A 14,972-nucleotide genomic window follows, 5' to 3' on the forward strand; every position below is an offset into this window, starting at 1 on the left:
TGCCGCCGAGCCGGATGCGGGTGTTGCCGATCACGACGGAATCGCCGTCGCGGACCTTGGCGACGCCCGTGATGTCGGCGGCATCGGCAAAGGACGGCAACAGCAGCAAAATAATCGCGAGCAGGAAGCGGAGCAGCATGCGGTCCCGTCTGGTGAATTCAGCGCCGATTGACCGGCCAATTGTGGTCGGGATTTGGCGAAGGTCCAGCCGCTGCCTAACCTTTGGGCTTTCAACTTCCCGTCATCGTGACTTGCCGGAGCCAACATCCGGCTCGCGTGTCCCGGACGCGCTGCAGCGTGCTCCGGCGATGCGGAGCATCGTCCGGTAACGCTGCTGCGCAGAGCCGGGACCCATTTTGGCGACGGACGGTGGTGAAGCATGGGCCCCGGCTCAGCAGCGCACCGCCAAGGAGGCGCTGCACTGCGTCCGGGGCACGAGACTAGCCTCTTCCCGTCATCGCCTTGCGGGCCAGTGCCAGGCCCATCAGCACGAAGGCCGAGGTCACCTCGGGACCGCCGACCAGGATCCGCGTCGGCGTCTTCATCTTGTTCCATTCATAGGCGCGGAACGGGCCGCGTCGCCCGCCCTCGCCGAGCCCCGCGACGATGCAGTTGAGCGCCGGCGCGAACGTCCTGGCGTCGGCGCCGAGATGGCCGAGCGCGATCAGCGCGAGGGCGGCATCGAACACGTTGATCTCGCCGGCCAGCATCTCGCCCTGCACGTAGGACAGCACATGGGTGCGGATCAGGTCGAAGGCGCCGTCGGGGTCGATCGCCTGCTGGGCCGCGAGCGGCAGCGCCAGATAGGCCGCATAGCAGCGGCCGAAATAGGCGCTGTAGAGCTCGGGCAGGTAATAGATGTGCGAGCGCGGATTGGCGAAGGCGCCGCTCTCGGCAAGCCGTTTCTGGAAGGCGATGATACGATGCACGGTGGCAAGCCGCGACGGCGTCTCCAGCACCTTCCACCGCGCCAGATTGCGGAACGAGACTTCGAGAATATCGAGGTTGAGCGTCGGATCGAGATCGTTGCCGTAAGGACGTTCGCCCCTCACGTTGTCGATCCAGGTCGCAACCCCGCCCTCATAATCGATATTGTCGTTGAGCGGCACCGTGACGCGCGGCTCATTGGTGCCCGCGCGCACCTGATAGCCCTCGTAGAAATCCAACAGCGGCTGGTCGAGGATCGGATCGCTGGAGCCCGCCTGCGTCGCCGCCGAGAATGAGCAGGCCGTGGTGTCGCAGTCGGGCACATAGACGCCAAAACCGAGGTCTTGCTTGATCTGCGCGAAGAAGCGCGAAAACCGTGGATGCGGCGCCGGCGCCAAGGCCGTGATGACGTCGAAGCGCCGCCCGTCCTGCGCCTTCACTTCTTCCCGGCTGATGTTGATGCAGAAGTCGACCATGTCGTCGATCGCGGCCTTGGACGCCGCGGCATCGGCGGGCGAGGCGAGGCCGGTCTCGACATAGGACAGCAGCGCCTCGATGAAGAACGCATCGTAATAGGCCGAGCGGTGACGGATTTGCACCGGCTCCCACATCGGCTCGGCGATGCCCTTCCAGGGCGGATTGATGATGGCGCCTGCGCTGGAGCGCGCGATGAAGACGCGCGCCAGGTTGAACAGCAGCGAGGAGTTCTTGTAGCCGCGCGCGTTCAGCCCGGTCAGCGCCATGATCAGCTCACGGCCGCGGAAGTCGGGATCGCCGATCAGGTTGAAGGCGGCATAGGTCGGCAGGAAGCCGTTTTGGCGGTACGACCTGAGCAGATGCTGCGCGCAGTCGCGGATCACGCCGTCGATCGCCGACTGCGCCGGCGCATCGCGGTTGAAGGCGATCTTTGGCGGACGGGGATGCTCCAGTGCGATGCTGTCGACGAGGTCGGCGACGGGCGCGCCGACCGCCGCCCAGTCCGGCTCCTGGTCCTCGCGGGCGCGCCGCAGCGCCTCGCGCAGCCGGTTCAGTTTCGCCTCGTCGCTCAGTTCGGGCAGGCCGGCCCGATTGAGCAGCACCCGCAGTGCGGGATTGCCGAGCGCCGTCTTGTAGAATTTTGCGATGTGCGGATCGCCGGTCGCCTGTCCCGCCAGCACGGGATCGCAGACCTGATAAAGGGAGGGGCCGTCCTTCCGGGCCGTCAGCGCACGGTAGGCGTGACCTGCAAAATAATGAAAGCTCATGAAATACCTGGTCGCGCGGGGCCTTGCCCAGGTTCTCGCGCGCGTTTCCGGCAACGCGCCAATGCCCCTGCAAGTGCTTGAAAAGCTACCCGGATTCGCAGGAAATACAAATGTGATCGAGGTCACAGCGAAATCCGGCACGCCACCTGCATGATGAGGGCTGCAAAGGGGCCGGGAAGATGAAAAAATTCCTGTCTCCCCCGCGTTGAATTAACTAACATATTCAACGGTTTAGCTGAAACTTTGGGCGATCTATTGCCGGGGAGGCGGGTTCGGGTTAAAGGTTTGTTTGGTGCGGCGCCGCAAATTGCGCGCAATTCGGGGCGACACCCCCGGCCAATCCCTCAAACCTAAAGACGCCATAGCGCTACTCACAAAGTGTGCGCAGCCTTGGCACGGGTCTTTGGGCACTGACAGGAATGAACCGAGATGAATGTAAGGCAGCTCGATATGTCCCGACGCACGATCGCGGTGGCCGCGGCCCTCATCGGCACGGTCTCGCTCGCGATTGGCGCCCATGCTGCCCTGAACATGCGCGCGCTCGACGCTGCCAAGGCCGTCTCGACCGAGCAGACCACCGGCTCCATCGGCCATGCCTCGCGTCTCGCGCTGGTCATCGGCAATGGTCATTATCCCGACGCGTCCGCGCCGCTGACGCAGTCGATCAACGACGCCCGCGCGCTGTCGGCTTCGCTGCGCAAGAATGGTTTTGACGTCGACATGGTCGAAGACGCGACCAAGGACGACATGGTCCGCGCCGTCAACCGCCTGAAGTCGAAGATCAAGCGCGACACCGTCGTCATGCTGTTCTTCGGTGGCTACGGCGTGCAGGCCGGCCGCCAGAGCTACATGTTGCCGGTCGATGCCGTGATCTGGAAGGAAAGCGACGTCCGCCGCAACGGCGTGTCGATCGAGAGCGTGCTCGAGATGATGAAGGAGCAGGGCGCCAAGGCCAAGCTCGTCGTCGTCGACGCGTCGCGCCGCAATCCCTATGAGCGCCGCTTCCGTTCCTACAGCCACGGCCTCGCGCCGATCGCAGCCCCCGACAATGCGCTGATCCTGTCGTCCAACACCCCGGGCAAGGTCGCCGACGACGTCAAGGGCGAGCACAGCGTGCTGGTCGGCGAGCTCCTCAACAATCTGAAGGCGCAAGGGACGGCCGAAGGCGTCTTCAACAAGACCCGTGTCGCGATCTCGCGCGCCTCCGAAGGCGACCAGGTCCCGAGCGTGTCGTCCTCGCTGCTCGAAGACGTCCGCTTCAACGAAGCCGGCGGCTAATTCATTTTTTGCGAGATCTGTAGGGTGGGTTAGCACGTGGCCGCGCGACGCGCGGTCCACTGGCGTAACCCACCTCTTTTCTTTCCGCATTGGCAGAAGTGGTGGGTTACGCCCCACGGACTGCGCTTCGCGCAGCCGCGGTGCTAACCCACCCTACAAGCCCGCGCTTACTTCTTCTCCGCGCTCGCCATCGCCGGACGCACCGGATCGCCTTCGCGCAACAGCGCGCCGGCGCGGACGACGACGATGTCGCCTTCGTTGAGGCCTTCGCGGACCTCGACCTGGCCGCCGGCCATCAGTCCGGTCTCGACGCGCTTGGTCTCGACGCGGTTGCGCCTGATCACCTGCACCACGGTGCCGGCCTGGCTGTACTGCACCGAGGTCAGCGGCACCGCGACGTTGCAGCTCTGGCCGACCTTGATCAGCGCGCGCGCGCTCGAATTGAGCAACAGGCGCCGCGGCGTCGCGATGCCGATATAGACCATGCCCTGCTGGATGTTCGGCTCGACCGTCGGGCCGATGCGCCGCACCTTGCCGTCGATGTCACCGGCACCGACGATGCGCACGCTGGCCTGCTGGTTGTTCGCGAGCTTGCGGATATCCGATGTCGAGACAAGGCCGACCAGGTCATATTCGCTGCGCGCGACGATCGAGAACAGCGCCTCGCCCTTGGCGGACGCCGGCGCGCCGATCTGCGCTGTTGACGAGGCGATCACGCCGGCCACGGGGGCCGTGACCTGGAGCGTGCCGCCTTCGGGCAGCGCCAGGCGCGCCAGCACCTGGCCCGCCGTGATGGTATCGCCGGCCTCCGCCATCAGTTCGGTGACCTTCAGGCCCGGACGCTCGGGCCGCACGGCGGTCTCCTCGCGCGCGATGATCGTGCCGGTCGCTTCCACGATGTCGGAGAAGCAGGACTTTGCCGCCTTCAGCACCGTGACGGCGGGCCCTTTTGGGGCCTCTTCGTCGGCGGCGGGCGCGGCCTGAACGCCAAGGAGAAGCGCGCCGGCGAGCGCTGCGGGAAACAGGGTTCTTTGCAAGGGGCGGCTGAAAGGACGCATCGGGACTTCCGCTCAAATCATACGCGATCGATAGCAGATGGCGGCATGCCGGGCCATGGGCGGCCGCAGCCAAAACGACAAGGCCATGCCGCATCGCCCGCGCAGGGGGACGCGGGCGCTCTCTCGTTAGTCGATGCAGGGGAGAGGAGGTTCGCCGGAGGCGAGGGCGGGCTTACTTCTCGCCGAGCAGCCGGCCGGTCGCCCGGTTGATCAGGTGCAGCCGGGTGCAGGCCGGGCAGGGCACCGAAACATGCGTCTCGGTGCCCTGATCAGCCGCTGCGGCGAGCCGATGCTGCACGTTCATGCCGGTTTGCGGGCACTTGAAGACGATTTGTCGGTCCATCGGCCGTATATGACGGCAGATTGACGCAGCCGAAACTACGGATGTTTACTTAGGGCCGATGCTGGTCCCCCTCCTCAGGGCAGGTTAACCAGCTCCACCCAGTTCGGCTTCTTGCCGGTCGAGTAGGACTTCAGCTTGGCCAGTGCGCCGGTGGTCTGGTCGATCGCATAGACCGTCATGCTGTCGGAGAGTTCGCCGACGGCGGCGAGGTAACGGCCGGACGGGTCGACGTTGAAGCCGCGCGGCTGCTTCTCGGTCTGCGCGCTGCCGACGGTGGTGAGCTTGCCGGTGGCCGGATCGACCTTGAAGGCCGTCAGCGTCGATGTCGTCCGCTCCGAGGCATAGAGGAAGCGGCCGTCCGGTGTGATGTGGATGTCGGCGGCCCAGGGTTTGCCGTTGAAGCCTTGCGGGAGAATCGTGGTGCGCTGCATCTCGTCCCATGCGCCGCCCTTCGCCTCATAGGCGAACGCCGCGACGTCGCCGTTCAGCTCGTGGAGGAGATAGATGTATTTGCCGTTCGGATGAAACACGAAGTGCCGCGGCCCGGACTTGTCCGGCACTTTTGTCGACGGCGGATCGTTCGGCGTGAGCTCGCCGGTGGTGGCGTTGAACGCGAAGGTCAGCACCTGGTCCGAGCCGAGATTGGTCGCGAACACGAAGCGGTTGTCGGGCGCGGCGAGAATGGCGTGCGCGTTGAGCCCGGTCGGGATCACCTGCAAGGGCTGGCCGGCGACGCCGTCAGCGGAAATCGGATTCACCGCGATCTTGTTGCCGCCATAGGAGGCGCTGAGCAAGAACTTGCCGCTGCGGTCGGTCGACACATAGGCCATGCTGTCGGCGAGCGGCCCGTTGCCGATATGCTTGAGCATGCCGCTCTTCGCATCGATCGCAAAGCTCACCGCGGTGAGCGGCTGCGAACGGACGCCGGCGATCAGCACGCGCTTGTCGGGGCTGATGGCGATCGGGGTGGAGGATCCCGGCTTCTCGATGCCGGTGAAGGGCGCGGTCTGCACCGCAATCATCTCGCCATTGCCGTCGAGACGAAACACGCTGATGTCGTTGCTGTCGGCATTGCCGACATAGGCGAAGGTCTCGGCCATGCCGGCACGGGCTCCCAACATGAGGATGATTGCAGCAAGTGGCAGCGCAAGGCTGCGGATGGACGTGACCATTGGACTTCCTCCAGCTTCCTTTCGCCATGACCGGGATTGCTTCCCTTTTCCATGGCCGGAATTGCCCGCAAGGATAGCGGGACAGCCGGTGTTCGACCAAAAGCAAGTTTGGATCGATCAATGTCGAAATTGTATCGGTGCGCCGGCCCCGCCTCCGAGGTCATCTGCGCGGGTGGCAAAGCGACACACCGACAAACCGATCGGCAGCCATCGCAGACTAACCGTGGTGAGCCTGGGGTGCGCCCACACGCCGCAGCAGGAGTGGAACGGCTCCGTAACCGGACTGTTCTAGACTCGGGCCGGCGGAGGGCATTTTTCGGAGGCCGTCACGTGTTTTGGATTTGTTGGAACACCGCCTGGTCGATCATCATCAGCGGCATCATGTTCGCGACCATCGTCGCGCATCCCGACGCGGAATTTTCCGAAGTTCGCGCCGCTCGCCTCGACAAGTAGGGTCTGGTCCGGAACCCGCCGGCCCCTGTCGCTGGTGTCCGGGTCCCCTTCGTCCCTGGCCGCTTGGTCAGGTGTGGTGACCGTCCGGTTCGCCGATTTACCGGCTTGATGGCTGGGGCGATTCAGCGCAGGTTGCACCCGATCCGTCGTGAAGGGACCAGGATTCATGGTGATCGCATCGAAGGCGGCAATGATCGTGCTGTCCTGCCTGGCGGTAGCCGCAGGCGGCACCGCGATCGTCTATTACGGCACCAATATCGGGCGCGCGCCGGTCGAGACCAAGCGCGAGGCAAAGGCCGAGGCCGGCAGCATGGCCAAGGCGGACGTCAAGCCGGTCGCGAAGGCTGAAGCGAAGGCCGACACCAAGCCTGAGGCGAGCGCGCCGCGCAATCCGCAGGTCGCGTCCGCAGCACCGGATACACCGGTCGCCGCTGCGCCGCCGAAATCCAGCAACTCCGTTGTCGCCGCGCTCGGCGAAGCCAAGAAGGCGCTGGCCGATCTTCCTTCAGCCCCGCCGAAACCGGTTGCGGAAGACGCAGGCCCTCGCTTCGACGTCGCGCGTGTCGACGAGGACGGCGAGGCCGTGATCGCCGGTCGTGCCGCACCCGGCGCGCGGGTCGAGCTGCTCCGCGATGGCGAGAGGCATGACGCGGCCACCGCAGATGCGAGCGGCCTGTTCGTGATGACGCCGCCAAAGCTGCCGCCCGGCAATTACAAGCTGACGCTGAAATCCACCGCGCCCGACGGCGCCGTCGCGCAATCGAAGGCCGAAGTGCCCGTGGCGCTGAACGCACCGGTCGCGCCGGCACGCACCGATCTGGCAAAGGCAAAGGGTCCGACGAAGGAAGCCGCCAAGGAAATTGCGAAGGACCAGCCGAAGGAGCCGGCGGCCGCGAAGGAGACCGCAAAGGACGAAAGCCCGACCGGCACGCTCGCGCTCGCCGCAGCTCCGTCGGCGGAGAAGGGCCCGCTGCGGCCGAAGGCCGATACGGGATCGCAGACGCCGAGCCGCGTCGTAACGCGCGGCGACAGCCTCTGGATGATCAGCCGCCGCACCTATGGCGACGGCGCCGCCTACGCGCTGATCTACAACGCCAACCGCGACAAGATAAGTGATCCCGACCGCATCTATCCCGGCCAGACCTTCGTGCTGCCGCGCAAGGGACGGTGATCGCTCTCTCAGCTTGCGCGATCTTCGCCTCGCCCCGCAAGCGGGGCGAGGCGAAGCAAGAACCTTAGGGTTCAGCCCGCGGAACTTTTGGTTTCCTTCGGAGTCATCTCCGCGTGATGCGATCCGGCTTGGCGCGGAGGAGGGCCAAGAGATGGATCATGAGATGGGTCAGCCGGAACGTCAGGCGCGCCGGGGATCGAAAGCGCGGATGCGGACAGCCGTAGCCGGCCTGGTCCTGGTCGCGCTGACCACGCTGCTGCCTGACGTGGCGGAAGCGGGATTCCGCTTTCGCGGCGGTCCTGTCGGCGTAGTCCGTTCCGCGATGGGGCGGGTGCTGTCGATCGCCGGCGTCCGCCATGCGCGCATCGCCGCGCGCCATCGCTACGTTCGCGCCGCGATGCGGCCGCAGGATATCCGCCCCGCGACCCGTCCGATCATCCGCACCCAAGCCACCGCCATGGCGGCGCTCGCGGGCTGGCAGGGCGGGCGCAGCACACAAGGCTGGTGGCAGCACGCCGACGGCAGCTATGGCTGGGTCGGTCCGCTGTTCTGGCCGTTCGCCTATGGCGATCTCTACGACACGGTCGCGACCGGCAACGCCATGAGCGTCTGGTCCTACGGCTATCGCGATATCAATGCCGCGATCTTCACACCCTATGCGGCGGCCGATCTCGCATCCTATGAGCCCGGCAATCCCACGGGCCGTCGCACCCGCAAATTCCCCTCGACGCAGGAACTCTGCAACGCCGACACCGCGGACTTCGCGCAGCTTCCGCCCGAGCGCATCGAGCAGGCGATCCAGCTCAGCGAGGCGCAGCGCGCGGGCCTCGACGAGCTCACCGCCGCCTGGGCGTCGGCCGGCGAGACGATCCGCGCGTCGTGCCCGACCGAGACGCCGGCGACCGCGCTCGACCGCATCAGGATCATGCAGCGCCGCCTCGAGGCCATGGTCAAGGCCTCCGCCGCTGTGCAGCCGGCGCTGCAAAAGTTCACGAGCCTGCTCGACGACAGCCAGAAGGCCAAGCTCAACGCGCTCGCCGTCGATCAACCAGGCTCCACGCCCGCCCGCTCGCGCAGGGCGCGCCACGCCGTGCCCCGTGAGCCGCAACCTTCGCCCGCAGCCGCCTGTCAGGCCGCGCAGCAAAAGCAGGCCGAGCTCTCGCTCGAGCAGCAGGCCGCCGAGTTCGAGAAGGTGAAGTGGCCGATCGACGAGATCGCCAAGAACCTGCAGCTCGATGCGACCAGGCGCGCGACGCTGGAGGTGCTGCAGGACACCGCGCTGCGCATCCTCGAGCTCCCGCCCTGTCCGCCCGAAACGCTCAAGACCATGCCCGCCCGCCTCAGTGCCACCAAGGCCCGGCTGGAAGCCCTGCTGCAATCCGTGAAGGACGTCAGCGACGCGCTGGATGATTTCTATGTCGGCCTGAGCGACGAGCAGAAGGCGGGGTTCGAGGCGATGGGCCCGAAGCGCGGGGTGTGATTTGTTTCACGCCGGGACGACGGCGGTGAATGAGGCGCTGGCGTCGTTATCGGTTACCCGCACGCCCAGTCGAACTTCATCTCCCTAAAATCGAGCTGCGCATTGCCGCCGCCAAAATTGTAGCCGCCAAAATACTCTTCGAACTCGATGTAGAACGGGCTCATCGCGGGCACCGCCTGCGAGGGACGCATGGTGCCGCCGAGATGATTCTGCGCGTGGTCCTTGCCCCAGTCGTGCAGGCGATAGTTTTCGGGCCGCTTGTCGCTGCCCACATAATAGTAATAGGGCTGATAGCCGGTCGGCTCGCCGCGATAGTTGAACTCGTCGCGCGGGGCCTTGCCGGCATTGGGATCGTTCGCGCGCGGTTGCAGCCCGATCGCGCGGGTCTCCGTGAGATGCTCGCGCGGCGCGGTGGCAAACATCTTCCTGGCATAGGGCAATGCGTTTTCGTGAAACGCCGCCGCGCCGCCGATGTCGAGCCAGCGCGGCCGTTCGGCGGTCGCGAGCGGAAGCGGCGCGGGCGGCATCGCGAACGCGCCGTCATACTCGGCTTGGCTCAGCAGGATCGCCGCATATTCGTAATAGAGAATGTCGGTCATGCGTGCGAGCCGCGGATGCGCAGGCCGCGCCATCACGGCGTCGCGGATCTCGGGGTCGTCGGACGCGCCGCCGTCATTATGGTCGGGCGCAGTCGCAAAGAACGCAACAGCGACGATGTCCTCGCCATGCACGCGATAATCCGGCGGCAACAGCAGCGTGAAGCCGTGCATCAGCGGATAGCCGGTGACGGGATCGAGCGGCCATTGTTCGGTGGCGATGCCCGGCGGCAGGCCAAACACCCAGCCATGATCGCGCGCGCGATCCGCGCCGCGGTCCAGCATCTGCAGATCATACGCGCGCGAAGGCAATGCGAATGCCACGGTCCACTCCGTCCAGCATTGAGGCGAGGGTTAGTCGCGGCGGGGAGGAATGTGGTTCGGGAAGAAATCTCAGGTGTCATCGCCCGCGAAGGCTGCCGATCCAGTATTCCAGAGGCTGTGACGAATGCGGAGAAGCAGCGGCGTACTGGATTCCCCGCGTTCGCGGGGAATGACAGCGGAGCTAGCGGACGAGGCGAGCCTACATCCTCCGCCGCGCGGCCGACGCATCCACGACGTTGTCCACTTCCTCGCGCCAGCTCAGAATCTCCATCGCCAGCACGGGATGATTGAATCCCTTGAGCTGGAGATCGTCGAGCGGGCGCGCGTCGACCCAGGGCTCGACGATGCCGAAGACGCGGCGGGAGACCACGATCTGGTTGGCCTTGGCTTCGTCGCAGAGGCGCGAGGCGAGGTTGGTGACGCTGCCGATCGCGGCATATTCCAGCCGCTGCTCGAAGCCGATCTGGCCGAGCGTGGCATAGCCGAGCGCGATGCCGAGGCCGAAGCCGAGCGAATGGCCGCGGTTCTTCCACTTCTCGGTCAGCGCGCCGATGGTGTCGCGCATCTCCACCGCCATCTTCACCGCGCGCTTGGTGTGGTCGGCGAATTGAATGGGCGCATTGAACAGGATCATCACGCCGTCGCCGGCGTAACGGTCGAGCGTGCCTTCGTAGCGGAAGATCAATTCGCCGAGCGCGGCGTGATATTCGCGCAGCACGTTCATCGCCTCTTCCGGCTCGGTGGCCTCGGTGAACGCCGTGAAGCCGCGCAGATCGCAGAACACGACGGTGACCTCGCGGCGGTGGCTGTCGAGCAGCGCATCATGGCCGTCGGAGGAGGCGATGAGCTGCGCGACCTGCGGCGCGAGGAAGCGCTCGAGCCGCTTGATGCGCTCGATCTCGCCGAGCTGCTTTTCGACGCGCTCTTCGAGCGAACGGTTCCAGTTGCGGAGCTGCTCGGTCTGCTCCTGCAGCTTGGCGGCCTGCTGCTGCACCGTCTCGTGCGCGGCCTCTAGCTCGCGGCCCTTGTGATCGACCTCGGTGAACAGCCGCGCATTGCGCATCGCGAGCACGGCCTGGTGGGCGAAGGTGCGCATCAGCCCGGTGAGGCCTGCCGCAAACTCGCCGCTGGCGCGGCGCAGCACCACCAGCGATCCCAGCGTGCCCTGCTGGTCGACCAGCGGCACCACGAGCACCGAGTGGAAGCCGGCATCGACGGCGACGTCGCGCAAGGGCTGCTCGAAGGCCCGGTCGAGATCGGCAATCGCGATCGGCTCGCCGCTTTCGGCCGCATCGCTCAAAATGTTGGCGCCTTCGTCGATGATGACATGGGCGCCGTCGGCGGATTTGTCGATGCCGTTGGCCTCGACCAGGTTGAAGCGATGATTGTCGGCGTCGTAGCCGTAGATCAGCACCGCGTCGGCATGGGTGATCTCGAGCGCGCGCGCGGCGATCGTCGGCAGCACGGCGTCGAGATCGAGCGAGGAGGCGACCGCGCGGCCGACCTCCTCGAGCACCTTCAACTCGTTGATCGACTGCGCGAGGTCGCGCGTGCGCTCATCGACCTTGGTCTCCAGGCTCGAATAGGTTTCCTGGAGCTGGCCGGCCATGCTGTTGAACTGGTTGGCGAGCTGCTCGAGCTCATCCGACGTCTTGACGTCGATGCGGTGGCTGAAATCGCCCTCGCCGAGCCGGTTGGCGCCGTCGCGCAGCGCGTTGATCGGGATCAGCATGCGCCGCGCCAGGAAGGCGCCGGCGAGCATCGCGACCATCAGGCCCATGCCGATGAGAAGTCCGATGCGCACGAGCTGGTCGCGAATTGGCGTGAGCGCCTGCGCGGTCGGCTGCTCGAAGATCACCGACCAGCCGAGCTTCGGCACCTCGGCCGCCGCCGTCAGCACCGCATGGCCGTTGAAATCGGTGCCCGACGTCAGCGGCTCGTGCTCGGGTGAATTGATCGCGGCGACCTGCGGCAGCTTCGACAGGTCCTTGCCGATGTCGGGCCCCTTAGCCGAGGTCGCCAGCACCTTGCCGTGGGGGTCGACGACATAGGCAAAGGCCGATTTGCCGACCTGGGCGTCGGACAGGAAGTCGGAGAGGAAGTCGAGGTCGATCTCGGCCATGGTCACGCCGGACTTGAAGCCGGAATGCGCCACCGAAATCGACATCAGCGGATGATCGTCGGAGAAATAGGCGGGCGCATAGACCACGCCGCGGGCGACCGCATCGGTAAAGCGCATGTCGCGGGAGAGATCGTTGCTGCTGCCGCCCGTGATCGAGACGCGCGAGACGCGCTGCACCACGCGGCCCTCGCCGTCGAGCTGCGAGAGCTGGTTCACCGCGGAAACCTGGTTCAGCAGCGAGGCGTAATCGGCGCGGCGCTTTTCGATCGTGTCCTGGGAGGCGCGCGTCACCCAGCTGATCTGGCGCTCCAGCTCGGAGATCGCCTGCTCGATCCGCTTGGCGGTGGCTTGCGCCTTCTCCTCCATGGCGTCGGTGAGGGTGGTCTTGGTCGCGCGATAGGAGATCCAGGTCTCCATCGCCCCGTTGACGGCGAGCACGAACACGACAAGGCCGACGAGGGAGACGACGTATTTGGCGAACAGGCCCTCGCGCAGAAACCGGGTCTTGTCTGTCGCTCCCGCCATCCGGATCCTCATGCGCCGCAGGTGACGCCGGCGCCTAGGGCTGCTCTCGCCCAGACTCGTTCTAGCACAGTTTGGGCCCCTCAACCGGCCGCTGGCCGGCGTGGTTACCCATTGGCAAGGGCCGCGAGAGCCGTTTCGGGGCTGATTTCAGCGGTTGAAGAGCTGCCGCAGCACGTCGTTCATGGGCTGGCTGTCCTGCTGCGCCTCGTCACGGCTGGGCGCCTGGGCGGGCGGGGCGGGCGAGGCCTGCGGCTCTGGTGTCGTCGGGTTGGCCGGCATGCTGCGGCTGCGGCTCGTGCCGGTGCCGGGGCTCGTGCCAGAAGGCGTGCCCGGAGCGGGGCTGGTGCCTCCCGAAAGCCCTTGCTGGATCAGATTGCCGATCGCCGCGCCGAGCGGCCCGCCGAGCAGATCGTTCTGCGCCGGCTGTTGCGGCTGGCCTTGCGGATTGCTGCCGGGGGCGTTGCTCGCAGTGCCGGCGGGCGCGTTGCCGCCAAGCCCGAGGCTGCCCAGGATATTGCCGAGCCCGGCGCCGTCGGGGCCGAACAGGCCCTTGCCCATCTCGCGCAGCTTCGCGTAGGCCGCGTCGGGATTGTCGAGCATGCCCGCCATATCAGGGTAGATGCGCGGCTGCGACCACGAGCCGTCGATCATCACGGGAATGCCGAAGCCGACCGGATTGAGCGACGAGCCCTGGCCCTGCGTCGTCATCACGAGCTTTGGCTCGACGCGAAAACCCATCAGCTTGGTACCGAGGTCGATGGTGCCGGCGCCGGTCACGCGCACCAGCGGTCCGACGAGATTGAGATCGGTCGTGACCGCCTGGCCCTTGTCGATGCGGAAGGAGGCGGAGAGCTGGGTGAGGTCGGTGCTCAATTCCTGGCTGTCCTGCCAGCCCGACAACGTGCCCGAGGTGAGCGAGCGGATCATCTGCGCGACGTTGATGCCGCGAATGGCGCCGTCCTGGAACAGGGCAAACACCGTGCCCTGCATGTTCGCCATTAGGGCGCGCTGGCTGATGCCGGCCGAGCGTACCGAGATCTTTGCCTGCAGCTTGCCGTCGAGCCGGTCGAAATCGGCGAGCCCTTTCAGGAGCGGCAACGCGCGCACGCCGACGAGGTCGGAATGCATCGCAAAGCTCGGCGCGCCGCTGGTCGCGTCCAGAATCACTTCGCCAGAGACCTGGCCGCCATAGGCGCCGAGATTGGCGGTGCCGGCCTTCAGCACGCCGCCTGCGAGTTTTGCGTCGAGCGCCAGCGGCGAGAAACGCGCTTCGCCCACCGTCACTTCGCTCGCGGAGATTCGCACCTGCGCGTCGACATAGTTGAGGCCGGAGACGTTGATCGGCTTGTCGCTCCAGGGCTGCGACGGCGCGTTGCTCGCGGGCTTTGCCAGGGGAATGTCGAGCTGCTGGAAGGCGAGGTCGAGCTTCACCAGCGGCTTGCTCGCGATGTCGACCGAAGCCCAGCCGTTGAACGCGCCGTTGCCGAGCGCGCCGGAGAGGCTGTTGATCATCACCAGCGGCCCGTTGAGCCGGACCTCGGCGCGGCCGTTGAGCTGCGAGCGCAAAACGTCCGGCATGTCGATCGCGAAATCGACCGGGATCGCCTGCCGATCGATCGGCGGCGCCGGCGTTGCGGCCTTGATGTCGAATTTGAGCGGAGTGTCGCCGGCGCGTGCCGTGCCCTTCAAATTCACCTTGCGATCGGCGCCGATGGTCGCGTCGGCGTTGATCGCGCTGATGCGGTTCTCGATGCGGTCGCGCACGGCGGCAAACGCCACCTCGCCGTCGACGATGCGGATGCGATCGATCGTCGCCCCGCCGGTATCGAGCGCGATCGCCGGCTTCGACGCGGTCGCACTCGGCAACCGCTCGCGCAGCAGCGGCTGGGACAGCACGGGATGGGTGATCACGATCTCGCTGATCTTGGGCTTGCCCGACCAGGCGCTCGACAGCGACATGTCGGCCTGCACGCTCTCCACCGTGAGGCGGTTGATGCCGCTGCGATCCTTTGGATCCTGCAGCGTCAGGTCGTTCAGCGTCACGTTCAGCGTCGGCCACAGGCTGAGCTTGGTGCTGCCCGCAATCGTCAGGCGATAGCCGGTCGCGCTTTCGACCCGCGAGGCGATCGCCGAGCTCAGGAAGCCCGAGGGGATCCCGACCACCAGCACGATCGCGATGACGATGATGACCGCGGCGACTGCAGCGCCGACGAATTTCACAGCTCTCATGTCGACTTTCCAAAAACGGAGTGCGGCGTCGAACCCGGCAAGGAATCCGG

The 14,972-nt window shown here is 66.2% G+C and carries 12 protein-coding genes and 1 pseudogene; 5 read left to right on the top strand and 8 right to left on the bottom strand.

Annotation, left to right across the window (positions count from 1 at the left end):
- Together C2U70_RS33385 and C2U70_RS03845 are read right to left on the bottom strand one after the other, a co-directional pair.
- Nucleotides 1-139: pseudogene (locus tag C2U70_RS33385) on the bottom strand (thermonuclease family protein); the annotation flags it as partial.
- Between the two features lie 301 nt (nucleotides 140-440).
- Nucleotides 441-2,171, bottom strand: a complete 1,731-nt coding sequence (locus C2U70_RS03845; protein WP_186294045.1) for a hypothetical protein — start codon at nucleotides 2,169-2,171, stop codon at nucleotides 441-443.
- On the opposite strand from C2U70_RS03845, the gene C2U70_RS32800 reads away from it, so the two are divergent.
- Together C2U70_RS32800 and C2U70_RS03850 are read left to right on the top strand one after the other, a co-directional pair.
- Nucleotides 2,170-2,325 (top strand): hypothetical protein, encoded by a 156-nt coding sequence (locus C2U70_RS32800; RefSeq protein ID WP_186294046.1) that lies wholly within the window; start codon nucleotides 2,170-2,172, stop codon nucleotides 2,323-2,325. The genes C2U70_RS03845 and C2U70_RS32800 overlap by 2 nt on opposite strands.
- A 275-nt stretch (nucleotides 2,326-2,600) precedes the next feature.
- The gene (locus C2U70_RS03850; protein WP_140976534.1) at nucleotides 2,601-3,449 is read left to right on the top strand and encodes a caspase family protein; all 849 of its coding nucleotides are present in this window, start codon (nucleotides 2,601-2,603) and stop codon (nucleotides 3,447-3,449) included.
- A 167-nt stretch (nucleotides 3,450-3,616) separates the two neighbouring features.
- Here C2U70_RS03850 and C2U70_RS03855 read toward each other — a convergent pair whose 3' ends face one another.
- From C2U70_RS03855 to C2U70_RS03860, 3 genes are all read right to left on the bottom strand, one after another.
- On the bottom strand, nucleotides 3,617-4,507 hold the full coding sequence (locus C2U70_RS03855) for an efflux RND transporter periplasmic adaptor subunit (protein ID WP_140976535.1): 891 nt from the start codon (nucleotides 4,505-4,507) through the stop codon (nucleotides 3,617-3,619).
- A 172-nt stretch (nucleotides 4,508-4,679) separates the two neighbouring features.
- Nucleotides 4,680-4,850 carry a hypothetical protein gene (locus C2U70_RS32805; RefSeq protein WP_186294047.1) on the bottom strand — a complete coding sequence of 57 codons (171 nt, stop codon included), beginning with the start codon at nucleotides 4,848-4,850 and terminating at the stop codon, nucleotides 4,680-4,682.
- Nucleotides 4,851-4,924: 74 nt separating this feature from the next.
- Nucleotides 4,925-6,022 carry a lactonase family protein gene (locus tag C2U70_RS03860; RefSeq protein ID WP_140976536.1) on the bottom strand — a complete coding sequence of 366 codons (1,098 nt, stop codon included), beginning with the start codon at nucleotides 6,020-6,022 and terminating at the stop codon, nucleotides 4,925-4,927.
- Between the two features lie 330 nt (nucleotides 6,023-6,352).
- On the opposite strand from C2U70_RS03860, the gene C2U70_RS33640 reads away from it, so the two are divergent.
- The 3 genes from C2U70_RS33640 (at nucleotide 6,353) to C2U70_RS03870 (ending at nucleotide 9,126) form a co-directional block, all read left to right on the top strand.
- Entirely contained in the window at nucleotides 6,353-6,475 is a 123-nt protein-coding gene (locus C2U70_RS33640; RefSeq protein ID WP_283810343.1) for a hypothetical protein, read from the top strand.
- Nucleotides 6,476-6,641: 166 nt separating this feature from the next.
- Nucleotides 6,642-7,646, top strand: coding sequence for a LysM peptidoglycan-binding domain-containing protein (locus C2U70_RS03865; RefSeq protein ID WP_140976537.1), 1,005 nt, complete (start codon nucleotides 6,642-6,644; stop codon nucleotides 7,644-7,646).
- 208 nt (nucleotides 7,647-7,854) lie between these two features.
- Entirely contained in the window at nucleotides 7,855-9,126 is a 1,272-nt protein-coding gene (locus C2U70_RS03870) for a Spy/CpxP family protein refolding chaperone (RefSeq protein WP_246666655.1), read from the top strand.
- A 53-nt stretch (nucleotides 9,127-9,179) separates the two neighbouring features.
- On the opposite strand, the gene C2U70_RS03875 is transcribed toward C2U70_RS03870, so the two are convergent.
- The 3 genes from C2U70_RS03875 to C2U70_RS03885 form a co-directional block, all read right to left on the bottom strand.
- Nucleotides 9,180-10,046 (bottom strand): hypothetical protein, encoded by an 867-nt coding sequence (locus C2U70_RS03875; protein WP_140976538.1) that lies wholly within the window; start codon nucleotides 10,044-10,046, stop codon nucleotides 9,180-9,182.
- A gap of 199 nt (nucleotides 10,047-10,245) precedes the next feature.
- Entirely contained in the window at nucleotides 10,246-12,693 is a 2,448-nt protein-coding gene (locus tag C2U70_RS03880; RefSeq protein WP_140976539.1) for an adenylate/guanylate cyclase domain-containing protein, read from the bottom strand.
- A 147-nt stretch (nucleotides 12,694-12,840) separates the two neighbouring features.
- Nucleotides 12,841-14,922, bottom strand: coding sequence for an AsmA family protein (locus tag C2U70_RS03885; protein ID WP_140976540.1), 2,082 nt, complete (start codon nucleotides 14,920-14,922; stop codon nucleotides 12,841-12,843).
- Nucleotides 14,923-14,972: the final 50 nt, after the last annotated feature.

The sequence above is a fragment of the Bradyrhizobium guangdongense genome (assembly GCF_006483445.1).
In the GTDB taxonomy this organism is placed as follows: domain Bacteria; phylum Pseudomonadota; class Alphaproteobacteria; order Rhizobiales; family Xanthobacteraceae; genus Bradyrhizobium; species Bradyrhizobium guangdongense_A.

Coding starts and splice junctions, on each gene's coding strand:
- C2U70_RS32800 (WP_186294046.1), top strand. CDS start 2,170: ATGAAATACCTGGTCGCGCGGGGCCTTGCCCAGGTTCTCGCGCGCGTT.
- C2U70_RS03845 (WP_186294045.1), bottom strand. CDS start 2,171: ATGAGCTTTCATTATTTTGCAGGTCACGCCTACCGTGCGCTGACGGCC.
- C2U70_RS03850 (WP_140976534.1), top strand. CDS start 2,601: ATGAATGTAAGGCAGCTCGATATGTCCCGACGCACGATCGCGGTGGCC.
- C2U70_RS03855 (WP_140976535.1), bottom strand. CDS start 4,507: ATGCGTCCTTTCAGCCGCCCCTTGCAAAGAACCCTGTTTCCCGCAGCG.
- C2U70_RS32805 (WP_186294047.1), bottom strand. CDS start 4,850: ATGGACCGACAAATCGTCTTCAAGTGCCCGCAAACCGGCATGAACGTG.
- C2U70_RS03860 (WP_140976536.1), bottom strand. CDS start 6,022: ATGGTCACGTCCATCCGCAGCCTTGCGCTGCCACTTGCTGCAATCATC.
- C2U70_RS03865 (WP_140976537.1), top strand. CDS start 6,642: ATGGTGATCGCATCGAAGGCGGCAATGATCGTGCTGTCCTGCCTGGCG.
- C2U70_RS03870 (WP_246666655.1), top strand. CDS start 7,855: ATGCGGACAGCCGTAGCCGGCCTGGTCCTGGTCGCGCTGACCACGCTG.
- C2U70_RS03880 (WP_140976539.1), bottom strand. CDS start 12,693: ATGGCGGGAGCGACAGACAAGACCCGGTTTCTGCGCGAGGGCCTGTTC.
- C2U70_RS03885 (WP_140976540.1), bottom strand. CDS start 14,922: ATGAGAGCTGTGAAATTCGTCGGCGCTGCAGTCGCCGCGGTCATCATC.